Annotated in this window: 17 protein-coding genes; 7 read left to right on the forward strand and 10 right to left on the reverse strand. The window is 62.1% G+C overall.

Going from position 1 to position 17786, the window contains the following annotated elements; translation table 11 throughout:
• Positions 1-145: 145 nt before the first annotated feature.
• On the forward strand, positions 146-595 hold the full coding sequence (locus VGD45_RS00980) for a hypothetical protein (RefSeq protein ID WP_331153392.1): 450 nt from the start codon (positions 146-148) through the stop codon (positions 593-595).
• 98 nt (positions 596-693) lie between these two features.
• Here the strand turns inward: VGD45_RS00980 and VGD45_RS00985 are convergent, their stop codons facing one another.
• Both VGD45_RS00985 and VGD45_RS00990 read right to left on the reverse strand, forming a co-directional pair.
• Positions 694-1095 carry a nuclear transport factor 2 family protein gene (locus tag VGD45_RS00985; protein WP_331153393.1) on the reverse strand — a complete coding sequence of 134 codons (402 nt, stop codon included), beginning with the start codon at positions 1093-1095 and terminating at the stop codon, positions 694-696.
• A 109-nt stretch (positions 1096-1204) separates the two neighbouring features.
• Complete coding sequence (locus VGD45_RS00990; RefSeq protein ID WP_349263175.1) at positions 1205-1858, reverse strand: hydrolase; 654 nt, start codon at positions 1856-1858, stop codon at positions 1205-1207.
• A gap of 201 nt (positions 1859-2059) precedes the next feature.
• Between VGD45_RS00990 and VGD45_RS00995 the strand changes: the two genes are divergently transcribed.
• The 5 genes from VGD45_RS00995 to VGD45_RS01015 all read left to right on the forward strand — a co-directional run bounded on the left by VGD45_RS00995 (position 2060) and on the right by VGD45_RS01015 (position 7035).
• On the forward strand, positions 2060-2965 hold the full coding sequence (locus VGD45_RS00995; RefSeq protein WP_349263183.1) for a LysR family transcriptional regulator: 906 nt from the start codon (positions 2060-2062) through the stop codon (positions 2963-2965).
• 67 nt (positions 2966-3032) lie between these two features.
• Positions 3033-4121 (forward strand): DUF3500 domain-containing protein, encoded by a 1089-nt coding sequence (locus VGD45_RS01000; RefSeq protein WP_331153396.1) that lies wholly within the window; start codon positions 3033-3035, stop codon positions 4119-4121.
• 198 nt (positions 4122-4319) lie between these two features.
• Positions 4320-5324 (forward strand): hypothetical protein, encoded by a 1005-nt coding sequence (locus VGD45_RS01005; RefSeq protein WP_331153397.1) that lies wholly within the window; start codon positions 4320-4322, stop codon positions 5322-5324.
• A gap of 104 nt (positions 5325-5428) precedes the next feature.
• Positions 5429-6553, forward strand: a complete 1125-nt coding sequence (locus VGD45_RS01010) for a hypothetical protein (protein WP_331153398.1) — start codon at positions 5429-5431, stop codon at positions 6551-6553.
• 32 nt (positions 6554-6585) lie between these two features.
• The gene (locus VGD45_RS01015) at positions 6586-7035 is read left to right on the forward strand and encodes a cupin domain-containing protein (RefSeq protein WP_331153399.1); all 450 of its coding nucleotides are present in this window, start codon (positions 6586-6588) and stop codon (positions 7033-7035) included.
• Between the two features lie 40 nt (positions 7036-7075).
• On the opposite strand, the gene VGD45_RS01020 is transcribed toward VGD45_RS01015, so the two are convergent.
• From VGD45_RS01020 to VGD45_RS01040, 5 genes are all read right to left on the reverse strand, one after another.
• Positions 7076-7711, reverse strand: a complete 636-nt coding sequence (locus tag VGD45_RS01020) for a YdeI/OmpD-associated family protein (RefSeq protein ID WP_331153400.1) — start codon at positions 7709-7711, stop codon at positions 7076-7078.
• Between the two features lie 4 nt (positions 7712-7715).
• The gene (locus tag VGD45_RS01025; protein WP_331153401.1) at positions 7716-8261 is read right to left on the reverse strand and encodes an NADAR family protein; all 546 of its coding nucleotides are present in this window, start codon (positions 8259-8261) and stop codon (positions 7716-7718) included.
• Positions 8262-8290: 29 nt separating this feature from the next.
• A complete protein-coding gene (locus VGD45_RS01030; RefSeq protein ID WP_331153402.1) occupies positions 8291-8614 on the reverse strand; it encodes a GIY-YIG nuclease family protein in 324 nt (107 codons plus the stop codon).
• 22 nt (positions 8615-8636) lie between these two features.
• Complete coding sequence (locus VGD45_RS01035) at positions 8637-9863, reverse strand: tetratricopeptide repeat protein (RefSeq protein ID WP_331153403.1); 1227 nt, start codon at positions 9861-9863, stop codon at positions 8637-8639.
• Positions 9864-9969: 106 nt separating this feature from the next.
• Positions 9970-12285, reverse strand: coding sequence for a DUF349 domain-containing protein (locus tag VGD45_RS01040; RefSeq protein WP_331153404.1), 2316 nt, complete (start codon positions 12283-12285; stop codon positions 9970-9972).
• 213 nt (positions 12286-12498) lie between these two features.
• Here VGD45_RS01040 and VGD45_RS01045 point away from each other — a divergent pair, with 213 nt between their 5' ends.
• On the forward strand, positions 12499-14385 hold the full coding sequence (locus VGD45_RS01045) for an endo-1,4-beta-xylanase (protein ID WP_331153405.1): 1887 nt from the start codon (positions 12499-12501) through the stop codon (positions 14383-14385).
• Positions 14386-14436: 51 nt separating this feature from the next.
• Here VGD45_RS01045 and VGD45_RS01050 read toward each other — a convergent pair whose 3' ends face one another.
• From VGD45_RS01050 to VGD45_RS01060, 3 genes are all read right to left on the reverse strand, one after another.
• Positions 14437-15042, reverse strand: a complete 606-nt coding sequence (locus VGD45_RS01050; RefSeq protein ID WP_331153406.1) for a cupin domain-containing protein — start codon at positions 15040-15042, stop codon at positions 14437-14439.
• The gene (locus VGD45_RS01055) at positions 15039-15617 is read right to left on the reverse strand and encodes a sigma factor-like helix-turn-helix DNA-binding protein (RefSeq protein ID WP_331153407.1); all 579 of its coding nucleotides are present in this window, start codon (positions 15615-15617) and stop codon (positions 15039-15041) included. The genes VGD45_RS01050 and VGD45_RS01055 overlap by 4 nt, the downstream gene beginning before the upstream one ends.
• Positions 15618-15696: 79 nt before the next feature.
• Positions 15697-17706, reverse strand: coding sequence for a BTAD domain-containing putative transcriptional regulator (locus VGD45_RS01060; RefSeq protein WP_331153408.1), 2010 nt, complete (start codon positions 17704-17706; stop codon positions 15697-15699).
• Positions 17707-17786: the final 80 nt, after the last annotated feature.

Consider the following 17786-nt stretch of genomic DNA (forward strand, 5'->3'; position numbering starts at 1 on the left):
TACGACACGCTCTCGTCACTGCGCAGCCTCCACTCCTCCCACTGCCGCGTCCGCCTGGCACCAAGGGGGCGCGAGCGACCGCACGATAACTCATCATCCGCAACACGCACTTCCGCGTCGTCGAAATGTTGAGATGGAGAACGCAATGAATCCGATTATCGCTGGCGTGGCGTTGGCATTTGTAGCTGTTCCGGCGGCAGCAAGCGAGGCCGTAAACATGCGTTTCGAGTGCCGCGCGTCGACCACAAAGCCAAGTCAGCCGCCTGAACTTTCGGGTTTGTGGGACGTGCTCATGGATGTGGGAGGTGTTCCCAGCTTCGGTCTTCTCTCCCTTGGGATGTCAGGTACCGAGTTGGCGGGATCGATTGCGCTCAATGCCGGCGTGGTGGTGGTTCGCAGCCTGAAGTCCGACGGCCAGACCGTGGCGATGGTTGTCGCATCCGCCGAGGGGGACGTTCGCTTCGACGGTTCGCTCGCATCCGATGGGAAGCGGATGTGCGGCATCGTCAGCTACCATGACGGCCAGAAGTTCGAAATGATTGTGCAAAAAAGGCCGGACCGGAGAAGTGGCGCACAGAGTAGCCGAGCGGGGTAAGTAGAGTCGCTGGCGAACTTTCGGCGTCCGCAGACTCCCCGTCGCCCAAACCGGCCACGAGCGGTTGATGAAGCTCGCGTCCTGCGCTCCTCCGCCACCTACGCCGTTCTCGTTCGAGCGCGGTGCGCTTGTTCCTCGGGGTCGAACATCGAGATTCCGCCAAGGGCGGACGTTGCCGGCACCTCAGTCTGCAGCACGTCCCAATGCTCGGCTAGCTTGCCACCCTCAACTCTAAAGATATCGATCACCACCTGAGGTGCGTCCGCCCAGCCGCGGATGCGGCCGTGGATGGCGACAAAATCGCCTTCGGCGACGATCAGGCCGGGCTCGTAGTAAACGTTCTGCGACAGGTTGGCGACGAGCGACTGCAACGCGTCGCGACCTTGGGGGATATTGGGGTTGTGCTGGATATAATTCGGAGCGTAGAGACGTTCCACTGCCGACGCATCGTGACGCTGGAACAGTGAGCTCATCGCATCGAGCACCAGCGCCTTGTGCATTTCCATCCGATGGAAATCCGATCTATCGACCTCTTCATGATCCTTTGTATAAAAAGGGGGACGACGGGGCCTGATAGAACATTCGGCCTTTTCGTCGTCCCCGCTCGGATCAGCGCGCGGTGCTCGGCGCTGGCGTGTTGAGCAACTGCTGCTCCCACAGATACGCAATACCGCTGCCGGCGGCATGCTGCTTGATCACCTCCGTCAGCTTGGCGGCGGTGTCGGCGCGAGCCCAGTCGCGCTGCCATTCGGCGGCGAGCGCCAGCCAGGTCATCATGTTCGCGCCGGCCGCGATCATGCGCTGGATGGCGACCTGGTGGGCCTCGACCGAAACACCGCCGGACGCATCGGTAATCACCGTCACATCCCAGCCTTCGCCGAGCGCTTGAATCACCGGCATCGCTACGCAGACCTCAGTCCACAGGCCCGCGATGATCAGTTGCTTGCGGCCCGTCGCCTGGACCGCGTCCACCACCTTCCGATCCTCCCAGGTGTTGATGAGCGTCCGGTCGATCACCGCCTGTCCGGGGAATACATCGGTGATCTGTGGGAAGATGAAACCGCCCCGCTCGGCGATGACGCTCGTCAGGATGGTAGGCACGCCGAATGCCTTCGCCGCCTTCGCCAGAGCCGTCGCGTTGTTGACCACCATCTGCGGTTCGTGGCTGTTGAGGTTCGTGAGCTGGTACGGCTGGTGGTCGATCAGAACGAGCACCGAGTCTTCGGGACGCAGAAGCGACGCAAGGCCGTTGCGAAAAGTCATGAATACATCCTTTGCTACTGTCGTGGGGAGGCGGGTTTGCAAGAGAGACGGGCACCGATGGGGCGCTGCCTCGGGGGTGCGAACCTTGTCATTCTCCTGCGTGACGCGGTAGCGCTGTTTTGTGTCAAGCTGTGTCGCGGAATCGGCGACGCCGAATGGGATAGCTTTGTCAGGCTGTATTGCGAAATCGGGAACGCCAAGTTGGATATCGAAGATTTGCGGACATTTGTAGAGGTTGCGGATGCTGGAGGAGTTTCGCCCGCCGCGCGCCGGCTCGGCCTCTCCAAGTCAATCGTAAGTCGGCGGCTCGGCCGGCTCGAAGCGGAACTTGGCGTCCAGCTTCTTGCACGAACCACGCGCGGCGCCGCGCTCACCGAAGCCGGGAGCACGTTTCGAGATCATGCCGCCAGAGCCTGCGCCGAGATCGATCAGGCCAGAGAAACGATCCTGCCCGACGGTGAGCTGCGCGGCCGCTTGCGGGTCGCCGTACCGATTTCTTTCGGCCCGACTCACTTCGCTCACGTGTTAGCGGATATGGCACGACGCCACCCGCAGCTCCACATCCACACCGCCTACACCGACCGTTTCGTCGATCTGATCGCGGAAGGTTTCGATTGTGCGATCCGGGTTGGCTATCTCCAGGACTCCAATCTGGTTGCAAGATGCGTCGGGCCTATCTATGGGAAATTGGTGGCAAGCCCGGACTATATTGAAGCGCATGGTTCCCCGGAAACGCCGGAGGAGCTCCTTGCCCACCCGGCCCTCATGCAAGGCACCGAAACCTGGCAATTCATGGATGGCGACAAGATCGTCACGGTTCGTCCCCAGGGCCGCTTCAAGGCCGACAACGGCACCGCGCTCGTCGCCGCCGCGCTAGCAGGTCTTGGCATCGCATGGCTGCCTGACGGCCTGACCGATCAACATATCGCTTCCGGCGCGCTCGTTCCGGTCATGCCGCGCTATCCGCCACCTTCGGCGGGCATCTATGTCGTCCGCCCGCCCGGTCAGCATCCGGGACGAAAGGTGCGGGTCCTTACCGAATTGCTGATGGAGTGTTTCGAGGAGGCCTCGCAAGCTACGGGAACCGTGCCGAGAACCCAAGCGTAATCGGACAGTGCCGCCCGAAGGAGCGACACCATGGGGATAGGGGAATCTCTTTCATGAGTGCCTCCACATGACTAACGGACTCCCGCTCCAGCGCGCCAAACCCGTGCTGCTCGTCGGCGCAGTCGTAATCTTCGTCAGCTTGGGAGCTGCTGTGATGTCGAGTCGCGCGAACGAGCCCGATGAAAGTGATGACAAGCTGTCTCCCGGCACAGCGGCTGCGCGTGCACTTCTGCAATCGCTGCCGGAAGCCAAGCGAACACAAGCGAAGTTGTCATTCGATTCGTCGGAGCGCACGAACTGGAATTACGTTCCCATGAGACGCGCCGGCGTTGCGCTGGCGGAGCTCGATGCAAACCAGAAAACGCTGATCGATCCATTGCTGCGTTCCGCGTTGAGCACGGCGGGCGTCAAGACCGCTCAACAGATCGTGCAGCACGAATCCATCCTGGCGGAGATCGAAGGGAATGCCCGCCGCGATCCGGAGCTCTACTACACCGCGGTTTTTGGGGAACCCGGTCCGCGTGCACCTTGGGCGTGGCGATTCGAAGGCCATCATCTTTCTGTCAACGCGACCCACGTCGACGGGCAAACTCAGGTCGTGGCGCCACTGTTCATGGGCTCGAATCCCGCGCGCGTACCATCCGGCCCGAAGGCCGGTCTGCGATTGCTCGCGGCAGAAGAAGATTTGGCTCGCGAACTGATACGCATGTTGCCGGATGAACGACGCACCCGCGCGATCCTTTCTAATGAGGCGTTCTCAGACATCATCACGCGTAACGACCCAAAGGTGCGTTCGCTGAACATCGAAGGGCTTGCGGCAGGCGACATGTCTCAGCGTGAGCAAACGCAATTGCGCAAGCTACTGCACGTGTACTCTGATCGCATGACGGAGAGTGCTGCGCGAGAGCAGCTCGATCGCATCGAGCGCGCGGGCTTTGACAAGCTGCACTTCGGGTGGGCTGGCAGCCAGGAGCCGGGGAAGCCGCATTACTACCGGGTGCATGGCCCGACTGTCCTGATCGAGTACGACAACACTCAGAACAACGCCAATCATATCCACAGTGTCTGGCGCGACTTGGAACGTGACTTCGGCGGTGACTTACTTCGTGCGCACTACGAAGCGCATCGGGCAGACGATCATGGTCACGAGCACTAGCGCGCTTAGCCGCGCCATGGCGGACATTGTGGCAATGTGTCGACGGAATTGACACACCGATCTCTGCTCCGATTCGTCTTTGCCAAAACTCACGCCGGGCAAGCTAGAATCCCGCGACGGCTGAACCCGTCGACGACGGCGACCCATCCGAACAACAAACATTTGCAGCGGGGCACGGCGGCCCGGGGGAAGAAACAAGTGATCGCTCAGCGGATTCTGGCTCTCGCGTTGCTCTCCTGCGTCCTCGTCGCTTGCGGCGGCGGGGGTGGCGGCGATAACGGCGGCACTGGCGGAACCGGCAACCCTCCGCCGGGCGGCGGCTCACCAAACAATCCACCGCCTCCACCGCCAGACCCGGACCAGCAACGCGCCGAGGACGCGCAGGTGCGCATGCTCTTGAACGGTGCGATGCTGGCGATCGATTGGTTCGATTTGTTCGATAACGAGCTCGGCTTCCAAGTGGAGCGGCGTGTCGGCGCAGGCAGCTGGGAAATCGTGGAATCATTCCCGGCAATGAATGGAGCCGACGGTTTCTGGTACGACTCCGTTCCCGTTGCCGCTTCATACCGGGTGACAGTCGTCCTGCAAGGAAGATCGATACCGCTGCACTCTCCCGGCCACGAAACGGAAATCGCCATCGACCCTGCGCCCAGCAATCCCCCCACGGTTCAAATCGATCAGCCCGAGCCGGTGCGCAGTGCCGTGCGAGTCAGCCTGCAGAACGCCGGGCCCGGCGCCGCGGTCATATACACCATCGACGGAGGCGCGTTTGCTCGCGCCACCGGCGGTGGAACATTTGCGGCCACACTACCGGCGCAACAGCTCGTCGACGGTCAGCGCGAGCTGTATGCATTTATCGAGAGAACCCCCGGCCTGACGTTGGGCTACAGACGCACCCTGCAAGTCGACAATCCCGCGCCGGCGGTGCTGTTTTTTTTCAACACAACGGTTCCCTCCAACGGCCGCCTGGGCTTGTCGGCCAGAGCCTCTTCGGATGCCGGCATCCTATCGGTGGAATTTTTCCTCAACGGAGCTTCGGTGGCCGTGAGGTACGCGCCGGTCCCCACCACGGACCAGTACGCCTACGGCGTGGATCTCTCGACCCTACCAGTAGGCCCGAATGTGTTTCGCGTGGTCGCCACCGACAGCACGAACGCCACGGTGGCCATGGAGCAAACATATACGGTGAATGCCGCGCCGTAGGCCGCGAGCGGGTATGGCTGGATGCGCTGCCCGCTGCCGTTCTTGTTCGCCGACTGCAGGCTGTCTAACATCAGAAGCGGACAGCGCTGCAAGGAGAGCATCACATGGCTGAGGCAAGATTCCCGCGGCACAAAGGGCCTTCGCTCGCCGGAGCACTCGTTCTGTCGCTAGGCTTCTCGATTATAACTTCCGCTGCGCAGGTTCCTGCAAAGGGCGGCACCAATTGGGTCGTACCGCGCACCGCTGACGGCAAGCCCGATCTCCAGGGCAACTGGAGCAACGAAACCCAGACACCTCTCGAACGGCTGGGGAAACAGGGACTCACGCTGACCGACGAACAGGCGACTGCGCTTGAAAAGCGTGCCCAACTCGTGGAGGAGTTCCGCGACCGCCCCAGTGATCCCAACGCCCCGCCGCCTTCGAAGGGAGGCGACGGCCCGCTGTCGCCGCCGGGCGAGAAGACGTTCGTCGAGCAATTTGCCGAAGCGGCCGGTGGCGCAGTCGGCGGCTATAACGGCTTTTGGCTCGACCCAGGTAACAAGGTCATCCGCATCGACGGTGTCGCTCGTAGCTCCATCATCGTCGACCCGCCCGACGGCCGCATTCCCGCACTGACCGCCGAAGGCAAACAGCGCATGGCGGAACGCATCGCGCTGACGAGGAAGTTCGGCGAATACGATCACCCCGAAGTCAGGCCGCTGTCCGACCGCTGCATCGTTTCCTTCGGATCGAACGCCGGACCGCCGATGCTCCCGAACTATTTCTACAACAACAACTACACCATCGTTCAGACCAAAGATCACGTCATGATCATGACTGAAATGAACCATGACGCGCGTGTCGTTCGCTTGGGAGCGGCCGGCCATGCGCCATCGCAAGTGCGCCCGTGGTTCGGAGATTCGATCGGACACTGGGAGGGCGACACGCTCGTCGTCGAAACCACGAACATCCATCCGACGCAACTGGCGCAGACTTCGCCGTTGTGGCCCTATCGCGGAGCGTCCGACAAATTAAAGGTGACCGAACGGTTCACGCGCACGGGGCCAAATGTCCTGCTGTACAAGTTCACGGTAGAGGATCCATCGACATTCACCGCGCCGTTCAGCGGCGAGCTGCCGTTCAACCGCATCGACGAGCTGATTCACGAATACGCATGTCACGAGGGAAATTACGCGCTTCCCGGCATCCTGGCGGGGGCCCGCGCGGAGGAGCAAGCTAAGAAGCAGTAGCCTCTCGTGCCGGATTCATCTGGGGCCGTGTCGTGAAAAGAATCGATTTGTCATCTGTTCCTCGACGGAAGGGCTCGAAGTACCCTGCTCCATTCGATGCACCGTGCCGGGAACGTGTGCGGCAAGCTATCGGCGATGCCGCAGGTCTCAACGATTTCGGCGTCAATTTGCTACACCTGCCGCCGGGCGCGTGGTCGAGTCAGCGGCACTGGCATTCGGCCGAGGACGAATTCACCTGGGTTTTGCAGGGTGAAGTCGTCCTGATGACTGACGAGGGAGAGGAAGTACTGCGGGCGGGAGACTGTGCGGGCTTCAAAGCCGGTGATGCAAACGGCCATCACCTGCAGAATCGTTCCAACGCTCCCGCCACTATCTTGGAAATCGGATCCCGCCGTCCCAGTGAGGACATCTGCACCTATTCCGATATCGACATGCAGTGGGGACCGACAGGGATCACACGCAAGGACGGATCGCCCTACTAACAATTCCAGGCAGCGGGTGTCGAATCGCTTTCAAAAACGATTATCCGGATCGCTTGGTCGCGGGTTTCTTCTTCAGCCGCTGCGGCACGATCGTTTCGCCCTTGGCCAGCATCGCCACCAGCGTCGCGATCTTCTTCGCCCGCCCCGCGGGCGTTTTCATGTTGTTGGTGCGGAAGATCAGCGCGAAGAGGTTCTGTCGGTTGAGCGACTCAAACGTCTTGCGAGCGCGAGCGTTGGCATCGATGGCGGCGCGAAGGTCTTTGGGGATGGTATCGGCGGAGGCGCTGCGAATAGGCGCATAGGCGGCGGCCCAGCGGCCGTCGGCCTTCGCGGCGTCGATGCACTTCTGGCCGTGGGGCGTCATGCGTCCGGCTGCGGTTAGGCGCGCGACATGGTCGCGATTGATGTCACTCCAGATGCTCTTGGGTTTGCGAGGCGAGTAGCGCTGCAGAAAGGAGACATCGTCATAGGACTTACGTAACCCATCGATCCAGCCCCAGCACAGCACGACGTCCAGCGCCTCGGCGGTAGTCACCGTCGGCTGGCCCGAGTCTCTCTTGTAGACCCGCAGCCACAACTCGGTCTCGCGGTCGTGATGTTTGCTCAGCCATTTCTCGAACTCGGCGGCCGAGCGAAAGCTCTTGATCTTGTTCGGATCGGGAATCACCTGAGCCATGTTTCTAGCCCTCGTCCCGCACGCGCATCAACGCGAAGCCGAGCAGGTTCAAGCCGCGCCACTGGTTCGGATCGCCGATTCGCTCATCTTCACTCGCCAGCCCGACGCCCCAGATGCGATCGTAAGGGCTCGCTTCGACCAGCACTTTCGAGCCCGTGAGTTTCAGGAACTGCTCGAGCTCGGGGTTCTGCGAGAACTTGGCGCGGTTGGCGCGGACCACGATATTCAGTCGATGCTCTTGCCAGACTTTCTCATTGAAGCCACGCACCTTTCGTCCGAGCGCTTTCGCCGCGCCTGGATTCGGGGCATGCAGCACCTGCTGCCTGGTCTCCTCGTCGCCGAAGAGCGCGGCCTTCTCCGCCATCATGAAGTGCTCGGCCGTCGCATAACGTTGTCCGTCCACGACGAACGGCGCGCCGTACCATTGGCTGAAGCACGACGCGGTGACCTGGTCGCCGCTGCGGGTGTGGCCCCAAAAGAAAACGAACTTCAGCCGCTGTCCCGCGTTGAATCGGTTCCGAAGGTCTTCGACGAGCTGCGCATCCTGCACGGATTGGCCCCATGGTCTCGAAAGCGACTTTATATCGCAGGCGGCGTGCGAATTCGAATATCACGGTCTGGACCGTCGGGCACTCCACCCGGTCCTGGGGGATCGCATTCTTTCGCCCAGGCCAGCCGCTGTGTGCGGTTGAGCTTCTTCAACGCCGCCTCTGCCTTGAGCGCTTCTGACTTGCTCGCGAAGGCGCGAGCGCCAAGCACGTGAGTCGGTGGGTTGGAGCGCGTGAACTTCGCGCCTTTGCCGCTGATGTGGACGGCGAACCGGGCGGCGACGTCGATTGCGATGCCGACATACGTGCGGCCGTCGCGGCAGGCGAGCAGATAGAGCCACCAGGACTGAGTCATCCAGTGAGCTTAGCATTTATCACTAACGCACTGGTCTGCTCAGTCTCAGCACCTGACGATAGCTCACGGCGCGCGTCGTTACGGGGTTTCCATGGATGAACTTCGGTCGGAAGCGCGCCTCTTGCATGGCTGCCAGAACATCCGCCGCGTACTTATCGAGAGTGTCGTGTTCAACCACTCGCGCCTTCGAGACAGATCCGTCGGCCTCAACGTCGAACTCCAACTCGACGTAGCGCAACTCGACCTCCGGCGCCGGTGGATTTCGCGCGATCAATGGCGTCGGGTAGTACACACGGACGGGAATGTCCAGCCGCGATCCCGGCGACACCTGCTCGGCATTTGATTCGATCAGCCGCCAAGCACGCTGGTAGTACGGCAACGCCTTCGCCGGCGCCTTCCGAATTTGAAACCAGTCACCCGTCTGCACCAGCGTATCGATCAGCTGATCCGTCGATGCACGTGGGTTGCCATCGAGAATTCGTAATGCCTCGCGAAGGCTATGCTCCGCAGCGGCCGCAAGCTCGCGCGGACTTTCTACTTCTGTCTTCAGAATGGTATTGATGCCACCAAAAGCCGGGGGCATGTGCTCACGCCGCACTGTCGCAGGATGCGACAGCTCTCGCATAAAACTCGCGGCGAAATCGCGCAGAGGCTCGACCGCGGCGAGATTGTCGTTAGCAGCGCTGGCTTCGACGATGTTGAGCGCCACCTGATAGGCCATGCGCGATTCGCGGAACTTGCCGGAGTCCGCGAACCAATTCCCAAGATCACAGTATGCCGGCACCACACGCACATCCGGCGAGCCATAATTTTTCTCGGCAGCACGAACCGCATACAACATGTGTTCCTGCGCTTCGGCATCGCGCCCCACTGCGCTCAAGCTGGCTGCGAGCTGCTTCAACAACTCGATCTGGCGTAGATCGAACACGCCATAGTTGACGCGCACGATGCTCAACGCTCTTTCCAAATGGGGAATCGCCTCGCGATGCTGTCCGGCGCGGGCAAGTGCGTAGGCCAAGTCGCGTAGCGGGGCCACTAAGGTCACACCGCTGCCCGAGGCTTGTTGCTGAGCGAGTTGCAATGCTTCGACGGAGGACTCTATCGAAGCGTTCGGATCTGCAAATTCCAGCGCTGCCGGTTGCTTAGATCGCAGCCAATCGGCGTCGATCGATTCCGTCGCCCAACACGAGCCTGTACTGGCCAGCAGCACCGCCAGCCAGCGCGGGCCTACGCGCGAGAAACGGCTCATGGTTCGTCTCCGCCATCACGCACACAGGAGAGCGAGAGCTACCGAACGATCAGAGCCGTGAGATCGTTCCAGACTTTACAGTCTGGCAGGACAGCTCAGTCGGTAGCTAACTCTTGCGCCTCGACGACAGCAACGCCTTCTCCCGACATTTCTTGAATCGATTCAGCAGCTGCGAGTACACAGCCTCTTCGACCGGCCCAACGCCGAGCCATTCGACCGTCAACGAATCGAGCTGCCCCTCCTCCGCCTTCACTCCCTGCCCCATGCTGTCTCGCAGGCGCTGTATCTGATATTCCCGACGCAGAGTCTGGTCAGCATCCGGCGTCGGGGTATCGGTCAGAATCTCGGCGCGGATGCAGAGCATGCGAAGAGCTCGCTCGTTCGCGACCAGATCGTTGTCGCTCTCACGAGCCAGCGTAGCCTTCACTGTCTCCAGTCCGCGCTTGGGCCACTTGGCGGCGCCAGCCAAGCGATCTTCCGCAGCTTGTCTCAACGCCGCGCATTCCGCCGCGTCGGCCTGTCGCGCGACCGCCAGTCGGAATGCGCGCACTTGGTTGGCTGCGTCGAACAGGCCGGTCCAACCCTGCTCCGCTTCGAGCGCGTGCTGTCGAGCCACTGCGTTATGGCAGCGATCGAACGCGCGCTCGAACCTGTCTTGCAACTGGCGAGCGTGGCCTTTCGGCAGTTCCTCGATGGCGTCGAACGCGAGCCGCAGTTCGGGAAGTCTCTTGGCGTTCTCGAGCAAATCATGGTCGGTGAGGGCGGCGATCTTCTCCACCTCTTCGCACAGGGCAACCGCCTGAGATTTTTTGCTCTCGATGGCCTCGTTCTGGCTGGCGAATTCCTGCTGACGCTTCTGAAACAAAGCATCGCATTGCTGGCGGAACTCCTCCCACAGCTTGCGATCCTCGTCACGCGGCACCGGGCCCACGGATTTCCATTGCTCCTGCAGCCGCTTCGCCTCCTCGATCGCCTTCTTGGTATCCGACGATTGCAACAGGCCGCGCACGCGATTGATGAGCGACGTTCTTTCCTTCACGTTGCGCGCGTATTCCGCATCGATACGGCTCTGCAAAGCTGCCGTCAGCTCGTTGAATTTGCTCTGCAGGCTCTCGGCTTCGGCCGGGTCCACGGGTGAGTGCTGACGCCACAATTGCCGCGCCTCACGCACGGCAGTGATCACGGTCCGCCAGTCGGGCTGCTCCCAATTGTGCTGAGACTCGAAGTTGGCGAGACGCTCGAACAGCAAGCCGCGCTGACGGAGGTTCTCCTGCTTGACCTGAGCCTGGGCCTCGAAGAACTCACGACACGGCTGATAGGCCTTTTGCGCCGCCTCGTGGAAACGTTGCCAGTCGGCCTCCGCTTCGCCCGCGCCTTTGCTCAGTGTGCGCCACTGTTCCTGCAGATCTTTGATGTGACCGGCGAGCGCCGAAGGATGCAAAGTCGCGCCGATGAGCGCCTCCATCCGTTCGATCAATTCGATGCGCTTCGGGGCCACCGAAAAGCTTTTCCAGTCGGCGAGCTCTTGCAGCTTCTCATCGAGCTGTTTGATTTGATTCGCAAGATGCGTCGGCAGCGCTGGCGCCGCGGATAATTTGTCTTCGATCGCGCGACGTAGTCCGGCAGCCGTTCTGCTGCTGCCCGCGGCCAGAGCTCCGTGCGCCTTGCGCACCAATCCGCCGATTTGACGCAGGGCCTGACCTTCCGCCTCGGCCTTCTCGGTCCGCGCCTTGCGCTCCTCTTCGAGAGTTCGCGCCCGCTCAGCGGCGGCTGCAGCGGCGGCCTGCTCTTCGACTTCACGTTGCTTCTGCGCGAGAGCTGCCGCGTTGGCAGCGGCCAGCTCACGTGCAGCTTCGGCAGCGACTTGCCGAAGGTGTTGAGCGATGACTTCTCGCGACCGATCGATCGCCTGCTGAGTCGCTTCGGCAACGGCTTGCTCCGCATGCGCGGCCACGGCCTTCCAGCGATTCTCCAGCTGCTCCAAGGTGGGCGTGAACAAAGGATCGAAATGCCGGTGACTGTGCCGCTCGATGGCGGCAGCGACGGCGCTGACTTCCTCATGCAGATGCTGGGTCTCACGCTCGTGCGCCAGCAGAGCATCGCGTTTGCGCGTCAGGATTTTATAGACGCTCTTGTCCTTGCCGCCTCGAGCGTCCCTGAGCAACTGGCGGATCTGCGCCGGATCTTCCACGGCCTCGGCCGCCCGCTGCCTGATCTTGGTGGAGGCGCCTTCGATCACCAGCCGGGCCACTGCCTGGAAATCGCCGGTCGCAATCGCGGCCGTCAAGCTTTGCTCCTCCTGCGCAGCGAGCAAGGCAGGATCTGGCGCGGCGGGTGCGGACACCTTTGGAGGGATCTTCTCCGGCTGTGGCGCCGGAGCTGCGGGGGCCGGCGCCTTGCGGAAGCGCGAAAACAAGGACATCGATCGATCCTGGACTGAAGAGCCGGGGGCGGCGGGATAGTTTAGCGGATCGTCATTTGCGTTTTAGCAAACGTTTGCGACACGCCCGTGAACTCGACCGGCCGCGGCTGCCGATTCGCCGCGATGATACCGCTACCAAGCGTCCCGGATTGGTGCTAGCGTTGGGCCGCCCGACAGTTTCAACGCTGCACAATAATTCCTGGGGGATAGACCATGAGCATGGATTCTCGTGCGTTGCTGAGTGCGTGTGTGTTCTGGGCCGTGCCGATCGCCGCCGTGGCGCAGACCGAGCCCGTCATTGTCGAAGCCGAATCAGCCACTATCAGCTCTGCTTACGCCGTCGGAACCGCGGACGGCGCCACCTACGTTACCATCGTCAACGATTCACCGGGCTTCGGCCCGCCCGCCAACGCCGAGGGCGCGCTGACCTACTCGGTCACGTTTCCCGCCGCTGGCAATTACGATCTCTACGCCCGCTTCCGCGTCGGCCCGATGGGCGGCAGCGACGATAGCTTCTACATCGGCAACGGCTTCGGCGACAAAGTCGGCACCGGTCAGTGGGTGCTGGTCAATCAGGTCGATGGCGGCGGCTTCACCACGCCGGCTGACACGGTTCGCAATGGGGGTCCGGCCACGACCAATGTTTTCAAATGGTTCAGACTCACGGGCTTTGCCGGACCCGCGACCTGGACGGTGCCCGAAGGCAATCTGACGCAGGTCTTTTCCGCCGGCGGGCGCGAGACCGGCAACTTCATCGATAAGTTTGCCTTCGGCCGTCAGGGCTCGTGGTACACGGTGAACAATCTGGACACCGGCTCCGCCGCGACCGGCACACCACCGCCGCCGCCTCCCCCGCCGTACACGCCACCCGGTCCGCCGATCGCGACTGGCAAGCCCAAGTATTTGGGCAGTGCTCATAGTCCGGCGCAGACCGCGAACTTCGCCGCGTACTGGAATCAAGTTACGCCGGAGAACGGCGGCAAGTGGGCATCGGTCGAGAGCACTCGCGACGTGATGGACTGGACGCAGGCCGATGCCGCGTATCAGATGGCCCGCAGTAACGGATTTGTTTTCAAGTGGCACGTGCTGGTGTGGGGCAATCAGCAACCGGAATGGATGCAGAATCTGCCGCCCGCCGAACAGCTCGAAGAGCTGCGTGAATGGTACGCCGCCATCGCCGCGCGTTATCCCGATCTGGAACAGATCGAGGTCGTCAACGAACCTCTGCACGATCCGCCGCTCGCGCCGGCCAACACGCCGCCGGGCCAATCGTGTGGCGGCTGTGGCAACTATTACGAGGCGCTCGGCGGCGCTGGCGCAACTGGCTGGGACTGGATCGTCAACGCATTCGCGCTGGCGCGCGAATATTTCCCGAACGCCAAGTTGATGCTCAACGATTACAGCATCGTCAACGACGGCAATGCGGTTAGAACCTACGTCGGCATCGTCAAGTTGCTGAAGGCGCGCGGGCTGATCGATCTCGTCGGCATTCAGGGCCACGCCTTCTCGACCACCGAGCCGGCGCCGATGCCTAACCTTCGCGCCAACCTGGACTATCTCGCGAGCAAGACCGCATTGCCGATCTACGTCACCGAGTTGGATGTCGATGGCAACGACGATCCGGTGCAACTCGCCGGCTATCAAAAGATCTTCCCGGTGTTCTGGGAGCATCCAGCCGTGCACGGCATTACGTTGTGGGGCTATCGACCAGGACACTGGCGAACGGCCCAGGGCGCATGGCTCGTTTATGAGAATGGCGCCGAGCGTCCAGCGATGCAGTGGCTGCAACGCTATGTGCGTAACGACCGAGCCGAGGTCGTGCATCAGTTCTTGTCGATCTCCGCGAATGCGCCCGCAGGAACGGTGGTTGGAACCGCGAGCGCAAGCGATGCTGACACCGACACGCCGTTCTCGCTGTGGCAAACGGAATATTCCTCGGGAGGAATATTCGCCATCGATCCGAACACGGGTGTGATCACGGTGGCCGATGCGGCCGCGTTGAGCACTGTTCCCAAAGGCACGGAGCTGAAGTTGTTCGTATCCGTGTGGGACGGCTACCAGCGCAGCGAGCCAGGCAGCGTGTCCATCGAAGTGAAATAGCGAGCTGCAACTTGCAGGGCCGCGCCGGCCCTGCCTTTGCTGACGGTCAGTTCAGCGCAGCTGATCCGATGGCGACGTGATCAACAGGCACATGCACCCGGTCTCGCTATAAACCCGCTGATCCGCGGTGCCGGGCTCGGCTCTGTTGTAGTCGCCGGGATAGAGCTTGCGGTCTTCGATCCACAGTTCGCCCTCGAGCAAGTACAGCTCCTCGACACCCGCGTGGCGATGGGGTGGATAGGCAACGCCGGGAGCAAGCCGCACGAGCATGCTCACTCGATCGCTTTCGGTATCGGTGGACAACAGCTTGCAGGTGATGCCAGGAGCGGCTTCCTGCCATTGCGGCTCTTGCCAGTCCTGCGCACCGGACCATGCGACCTGCGGCGCCGGAGGCACCGCGGACTTTTTCTGCGGCAAGTTGGCGATCCGCTCGGCAAGGCTGTTCCAAAGCGGAGCGGGAGGCGGCAGGGTCTGAGTGCGCCACGCCGTCAATGCGCCGGCGAGCGCGCCCAGCGAGTAGTACTCCTGCTGACACTCCGCGCACGTGGGCAGATGCGCGGCCATCAGCTCGGTTTCATTGGAGTCCAGCGCAGCCAACGCATATGAGGGCACTAGATCTCTGCGCTCGCATCGATCGTTGCGCGATGACGAGCTCATGAATTTTCACCTCGGTCTTGGAACGCCTGCTGCAGCCTGGCAAGTCCGGAACGGATCCGGCTCCTGATGGTTCCGACCGGCTCGCCATTCTGAGCCGCCAATTCCGCGTAGGACGAGCCGTTCAGAAGGGTAGCTTCGATGACCTTGCGTTCAGGCAGGGACAATGCATCGAGCGCATGCTGTAGTCGCAGGCTCTCGACGATCTGCTCGGAATCGCGACCCGGCGGCTTGCCGGCGCGAGGATGATTCAGAGCGTGGGAACGGGCCCGCCGCATGATCCAGCCGAGCACCGGCCCGTCGGCGCCGTCGAAAACCGGCGCTTCACACCAGATCGTTTGAAACACGTCGAGCACCAACTCTTCGGTCAGCGCGCGGTCGCCGGTCAGCCGCAGGACATAGGTGAACACCAGTGAATGAGTCTTCTCGTAGAGTGAACGCAGCGCCGCTTCGTCTCCGGCGGCGATGGCGCGAGTGAGCGCGAGCCACTCCTTTTCGGAGACACGAGCGATCGCCGGATTGGCGTACAGCAGCTCACCTAGCGTGAGTGAATTCTGATTGGTCGCTTCGGCGCTCACGGGACGAATCGTGCCGGGAGCCGCAAATCAGTTCAAGACCAATCGTTCGCCGATCGTTATCAAATGATAACCGGATCGCTTAGAGCCCCACTTTCGCAGCCGAGCGCCGGAACGATTCACGAGTCTCGGCCGGAAAGCGGAACGCCCGGAAAAAATCGTCGATGCCGTAGTCGGGCGCTGCGCGGCGAAGCACGACAACCTGCGCCCGAGCTTCATCGAGCCTGCCCGCGGCGGCGAGACAGTTCACTGCCACAGCCTGAACGTTCACATGCGCGTTCGGGCGCACGGCCGCCTTGCTCGCCCAATCTGCCGCTTCTTCATATCGCTGCAGTCGGAACAAGGCGATCGCGCGCGAGGCGAGCATGGCGAACATGAGAGGATCGAAGGGGCTGAGCTGACGCGAGATGTCGCTGGATTCGATGGCGCTTTGCGCGTCCCCTTCCTGGCTCTGCACGAATCCCAACGTGTAGTGACCCAGCGCGAAGTTCGGACTCAGCCCCACCGAACGCTGCAGCTCGAGGACGGAATCGTCGACATGTCCGCGCAGCCATAGCGCCCTGCCCATGGCCCAATGAGCAGCGGGGTCGAGATCGTCGGCGACGATGCTGTCGGCGGCGGCAGCGTAAGCGCGTTCGATCTCACGATCTCGCTCCGCGCTCCAGTGTAGGAACACATTCTGGAAATGCGTGAACGACAGGCCGGCGTGCGCGCGTGCAAAGGTGCGATCCTGCTTCACCGCGAGCTGAAAGAAATGGGCTGCGTGCCGATTGTCCTCGGCGTTGAAACGATACATGTGCCACAGCCCGCGATGATAAGCCTCCCACGCATCGAGACTGCTGGGCGGCTTGAGCACGGCGCGATTGCGTTCAGCGGTTTCTATCTGGCCCGCGAGGGAAATCACGATGCGATTGCCGATCTCGTCGAGCACATCGAACGCGGCGTCCAGGCTGTAACTGAAATCGTCCGCCCACACGATCCGGCCCGTGGCTGCTTCGGCGAGCTGCGCGGTAACGTTGAGCCGTCCTTGATAGCGCCGGACCGAGCCGCTCGCGACGTAGTCGACTTTGAGCAGGCGAGCCGCCTCTTCGGGCGGAACATTCCGTTCGCACAGTGAGAACACACTGCCCCGAGCGATCACGAACAGCACGCGCAGCTTGGCGAGTCGAGTGATGATGTCTTCGGTGAGCCAGTCGGCCAGCCCGCCGCGAGCACCCGGCTCCAGCGAGCGATCGCTGAAGGGCATGACGCAGATCGACGCGCGACGCGGGCCGAACGATCCTGCAATGCTCGGGGTCTCCGGTTTTGTTTCGACCGGTGGCGGCGACGAGAGCTGCACGACCTCCGGTCCTTCCTGCATTCTTTTCTGGCGCGCGGCGCGCCAGCATTCACGAATCGACATCCAGTCCACACCTTCGGCTTCGAACAGCCGAATGGTGGCTTCGAGGTGCGCCTCCCCTTCCTTGATCCTGCCAGCCTGTAGCAGCCGCTGCAGCAGCAGTTCGTGAGCACGCCGATCGAAGGGCGCGAGCTGCAACCATTTTTCCAGACTGGCAAAGGCTTCGCTCTGATACTCCTCGCCGTAACGCACGACCAGCTGTTCGAGGACAGCGACATGATCCGCACGGAACCGACGCCGTTGGGCGCTGAGCCAGCTGGCGAATTCGGGATTGCGATCGAGCTCCAGCCCGGCGGCGAAATCTCCGCTGTAGAGATCGCTCAACTCGCGCAGTTGAGAAACATTCAACGTTTCGAGGCCGGGCTCCCTGATGAGCGCGATCTGCTTCGTATCCACATAGCAATCGGAAAGGTCGAGCGCGACCGCGTCGCCGGCGGCATCGACCCGCTGCTTCGATGAACCGTCGAGCACTGCCCTGAGCTTGCTCAAACACCAGCGCAACTCACCGCGTGGATCGCTGGACGAATCGCACAGCAAGTCACAAACGCGACTGCGCGGCAACGGGCCCGACGTCACCGCCAGCAGCGCCAACAGCCCGCGCACCTTGCGGGAAGAGGGCAAGGGAATGTCGACGCCCTGCTTCCACAGCGTCAGCCGACCCAGCAGCCGCAATTGGACAGGATGGTCGGTCACGAGCCCTCCAATTCCCATGGTTTTTACCACGGCCGCTGCCACGCGCCGAGCCTAAGTTGCCCGGCGTCGACCATCCACAA

It is taken from the genome of Steroidobacter sp. (genome assembly GCF_036402275.1).
Lineage (GTDB): Bacteria > Pseudomonadota > Gammaproteobacteria > Steroidobacterales > Steroidobacteraceae > Steroidobacter.

Coding starts and splice junctions, on each gene's coding strand:
- VGD45_RS00980 (WP_331153392.1), top strand. CDS start 146: ATGAATCCGATTATCGCTGGCGTGGCGTTGGCATTTGTAGCTGTTCCG.
- VGD45_RS00985 (WP_331153393.1), bottom strand. CDS start 1,095: ATGCACAAGGCGCTGGTGCTCGATGCGATGAGCTCACTGTTCCAGCGT.
- VGD45_RS00990 (WP_349263175.1), bottom strand. CDS start 1,858: ATGACTTTTCGCAACGGCCTTGCGTCGCTTCTGCGTCCCGAAGACTCG.
- VGD45_RS01000 (WP_331153396.1), top strand. CDS start 3,033: ATGACTAACGGACTCCCGCTCCAGCGCGCCAAACCCGTGCTGCTCGTC.
- VGD45_RS01010 (WP_331153398.1), top strand. CDS start 5,429: ATGGCTGAGGCAAGATTCCCGCGGCACAAAGGGCCTTCGCTCGCCGGA.
- VGD45_RS01020 (WP_331153400.1), bottom strand. CDS start 7,711: ATGGCTCAGGTGATTCCCGATCCGAACAAGATCAAGAGCTTTCGCTCG.
- VGD45_RS01030 (WP_331153402.1), bottom strand. CDS start 8,614: ATGACTCAGTCCTGGTGGCTCTATCTGCTCGCCTGCCGCGACGGCCGC.
- VGD45_RS01035 (WP_331153403.1), bottom strand. CDS start 9,863: ATGAGCCGTTTCTCGCGCGTAGGCCCGCGCTGGCTGGCGGTGCTGCTG.
- VGD45_RS01040 (WP_331153404.1), bottom strand. CDS start 12,285: ATGTCCTTGTTTTCGCGCTTCCGCAAGGCGCCGGCCCCCGCAGCTCCG.
- VGD45_RS01045 (WP_331153405.1), top strand. CDS start 12,499: ATGAGCATGGATTCTCGTGCGTTGCTGAGTGCGTGTGTGTTCTGGGCC.
- VGD45_RS01050 (WP_331153406.1), bottom strand. CDS start 15,042: ATGAGCTCGTCATCGCGCAACGATCGATGCGAGCGCAGAGATCTAGTG.